Annotated in this window: 3 protein-coding genes; 1 reads left to right on the top strand and 2 read right to left on the bottom strand. The window is 34.2% G+C overall.

The annotated features are described in order from the left end of the window. Window positions 1-165 precede the first annotated feature (165 nt). Window positions 166-1,428 carry an SLAP domain-containing protein gene (locus EKM68_RS13490; RefSeq protein WP_125591321.1) on the bottom strand — a complete coding sequence of 421 codons (1,263 nt, stop codon included), beginning with the start codon at window positions 1,426-1,428 and terminating at the stop codon, window positions 166-168. A 183-nt stretch (window positions 1,429-1,611) separates the two neighbouring features. Further along, a complete protein-coding gene (locus EKM68_RS13485; protein WP_125591320.1) occupies window positions 1,612-2,613 on the bottom strand; it encodes an NADP-dependent oxidoreductase in 1,002 nt (333 codons plus the stop codon). 155 nt (window positions 2,614-2,768) lie between these two features. On the opposite strand from EKM68_RS13485, the gene EKM68_RS13480 reads away from it, so the two are divergent. After that, a complete protein-coding gene (locus tag EKM68_RS13480; RefSeq protein ID WP_125591319.1) occupies window positions 2,769-3,311 on the top strand; it encodes a TetR/AcrR family transcriptional regulator in 543 nt (180 codons plus the stop codon). Window positions 3,312-3,732 lie beyond the last annotated feature (421 nt).

The following is a 3,732-nucleotide window of genomic DNA, read 5'->3' as shown; positions in this document are numbered from 1 at the left end:
AGTGATGTTCTTTTTGTTTTAAAAGAGTACAAAAAAACTGGTATTGATTATTCATCAATACCAGAAAGTATAGAACCTGAATAATCTATATTAAAGATTATCCACAGATTTTTTGTTTGATAAATTATTTTAAAAAAATACAATGATTATCCACTAGCTTATTTCTTAGAAATTTAATGCAAAATTTGGTTCTTTAATTGCGATACTTGGAATTGAATCAGAAGCACCATACGACATACTTACGTCTTGACCAGCGGTTTCACCATTTAATTTGACCCATTCATTACTGGATACACGTCCCCAATAGACATTCTTACTATTAACAAAGACTTTGCTTACTTTCCAAGAAGAACCATTTGGCAATGTTCTAGACACCGAGTCAGTAGATGTATCATAAACTTTTTGATTTCCTATTATAGTAATAGTTATCGAATTATCAACAGGTGCATAGGTACGTTTGATCCATTGATCAGTGGCAACTCGATAGTATCTGACACCATTTATAACTTTGATTTGGTCGACTTTCCATGATGTTCCAGCTGATAAATGATTACCAGTCGCAACTCCACTATCATTCACAATTGCAGTTTCATTAACTCCAACAGTTACAGTCGTATCAACTTTGGCAACTTCTACATTAGAATTATTGTTTGAATTGTCGTTTGTTGTCTTAAATGCGATGGCCAAGGCATATTCGTTAGTAGCAACTTTATAATAATTATTACCCTGAATACTTACTAGCTTGCCTAATTGCCATGATGAACCTGCGGGTAGTACAACACCTGTTGCATTGCCGTTGATATCAACAACTTTGGCGCTGTATCCAAGTGTTCCAATAGTTTTGTTTTGAGTAGCTGCAGAAGAATTATTGTTTGTTGAAGTTGAAGCATCAATTAATGCTGAACCTGTTGAAACAATGTACTCATTACTACTTACCTGATAATAAGTTTTACCACCAATTACAACGTTAGGATTCAACACTTTCCAAGCTGATCCAACAGGTAATGTTCTGCCAGTCGCATTGCCACTAATATTGTAAACAGTTCCCCCACCTTGTTGAATAGTTGCAACTGGATCGTCCAATGTTAATCTACTGTCAGTCGCAACATTATTCTGTACTTTATTATCAGGTCCAACTATATCAATGCCATCTGCAGCAACATATTCATTATTTGCAACTGAATAGTAAGTTACTCCATTTTTGTTAAAAGACGAACCCAACTTCCATGAGGTAAAGTTTGGCAATGAGCTATTGATAATTAAATCACCATTACTATCATAGAGTGCATTTCCACCACGTCGAATTGTCCCTGTCAGTCCACTTTCAGCCGCCTGAACAGATACTGTTGAAGCCGGTATTGATTCAAGTGCTGCTGGAGCCATTAAAATAAATAGTGATGAAGCTAATGCAATTCTTTTTTTATTCATTATATTTTCTCCCCTAAACAAACTATGTGCGGTTTCAAACGTTTAGCCACGACTTGTTTGCACTTATTTGTATTATCAACCTGATACTAATATAAAACTCATAATATAATCAATTGATTTTAGAAATATTAAATATTATTTAAAGTTGTCATTTTCAATACGCCATCATCATCAATACTGATTTTAAAATTTAATCATGACCTTCCCGTTGGGATGCCCGTTGGCAACATAATTAAAAGCCTCATTAATATCCTCTAACTTAAATTCAGTTGGATCAATGGCAGGTTCAATCTGATTATCTTCCACAATCTTGGTAATTTTTTTCAATTGTTCGCCATCGCTTCTAACAAAGATAAAACGATACTGTGCATGTGATTTTTTGGCTTGCTTATCTATTTTATTACCTACAATAGAAAACAATATTGTTTTAAAAAATGAAAAATCCCGATCTTTAGCAAATTGACGATTAGGACCCATTATCAATGACAACAATCTTCCATTGGGTTTCATAACTTGTAACTCATGATTAAATTCCTTCTTACCAATAGTGTCGATCACATAATCAACTGGTTCCAGATGCTCCCAATAGTCTTGCTTACGATAATCGAAGTATTGTTCCACTCCCATATCGATTGCCGATTGTTCTGAGCGAGCATTCCCACTAACCATGACCTTTAGTCCCATTTGTTTAGCAATTGGAATCGCCATTTGTCCGAACGAACCTGAACCACCAGGAATCATTACACTTTGCCCAGATTGTGCCTCTAGTTCTTCAGTCAAACCTTGATATGCTGTTAACCCCGTTAGTGGAACTGCAGCACTATGGACAAAGTCTAAATTGGTTGGTTTCAATGCTACAGCGTGACCGTCTATCGTCACATATTCGGAAAATGCACCAATTCTATCTAAAGGTAATCGCGAATATACTTCATCACCAATGTTAAAATCTTTAACATTCTTTCCCACTGCCTCAACAACACCTGATAATTCATTTCCCATCGTGACCGGCATTACGTAATTTTGAATTATTTTCACACTACCCGTTCCAATCAACATATCAACAGGATTGACTGCAGCCGCCTTCACTTTGACTAATATCTCGTTATCCTCAGGTTCGGGAATGGGTATGTCCTTAACAACTAATTTAAAATTCTTATCATATTTCAATAATTGGGCAGTTTGCATCTTGAAAGTCTCCTTTAAATATCATTAAGTAACTTTATTCCAATTTTGTAACTGGAATGATTTTATGCCTTTTAGTTACAAAAATCAAATAAAGTTACTTTGTGATGATTTGTGTTAAAATAAATTAAATCATAAAAGGAGTTAGCACAATAACAATGGCTCAAAATACTAGAGATAAAATACTGAACACTGCTGAAAAATTAATCATGGATACTGGTAATTCTGAAGTAACACTGGATCAAATTGCATCTGAACTGGGCCTCTCTCATGCTGCAATTTATAAACACTTCCGCAATAAACAAGCACTATGGGAAGCCGTCGCATCTGTTTGGTTCAATCGTGAAATTATCAATAAAATAAAAATCTCGTCATCTATCTCACAAAAAGAGCAACTTCATGATTGGTTATGGGCATTCGTAAATGCGAAAAAAACAGCATTCAATACAGACTCCAAAATGTTTGCATTAAATACTGAATATATTGATAATAATCCATCTGCACTTCATAATGTTCTAATTAGTGCCTACAAAGAAATTGATTCAATTATGAATTACCAAGATTTTACATTTGAAAAGTCAGAAATGATTTTAGCAGTATTTTCGATTTTTACATTACCTAATTTTAAAGATACATGGAATGAACCCGATTATAATAAAAGATTTGAAGTACTATGGAATTTGATAAAAGATGGTATTTAATTTTTGTACAACGGTCATGTTTATAATTGCTGTATCAAAGAACACCTGATACAATGTACTTGAAACAAATAAAAAGCAGACCGAAATGATGGTCTGCAATGGCAATTCCGCTAATGCGGTGGCCAATTTATCTAGTGGAGTGAACCGATAACGGCCAAGTTAATGGGGTTCACTTTTTTAATATCCAAATGATAGATTTTACCTGTACAATTATTTTGAATGTAATTATCAATGACGAATGAGTCACTTCTAAGATAGCTCTTAGACAAAATAACGCGTACAGAATATTTATCAAAAAAGTTAACAAGATCTCTCCTTTCAATTCAGATTAACACTATGAACTTATCCATAGCGACACCTCCTTTACTTAATGTAGAGACCACCGCACCAACAAACTGCGTAAATTTTATTATCCTTGATT

Origin of the sequence: Companilactobacillus jidongensis, assembly GCF_003946575.1 — a bacterium.
In the GTDB taxonomy this organism is placed as follows: domain Bacteria; phylum Bacillota; class Bacilli; order Lactobacillales; family Lactobacillaceae; genus Companilactobacillus; species Companilactobacillus jidongensis.
The sequence above is the reverse complement of the archived record's forward strand: the minus strand, read 5'-3'. Positions and strand labels throughout refer to the sequence as shown.

What these genes read in the sequence shown, in the direction of transcription:
- EKM68_RS13490 (WP_125591321.1), bottom strand. Translation starts at nt 1,428, where the DNA reads ATGAATAAAAAAAGAATTGCATTAGCTTCATCACTATTTATTTTAATG.
- EKM68_RS13485 (WP_125591320.1), bottom strand. Translation starts at nt 2,613, where the DNA reads ATGCAAACTGCCCAATTATTGAAATATGATAAGAATTTTAAATTAGTT.
- EKM68_RS13480 (WP_125591319.1), top strand. Translation starts at nt 2,769, where the DNA reads ATGGCTCAAAATACTAGAGATAAAATACTGAACACTGCTGAAAAATTA.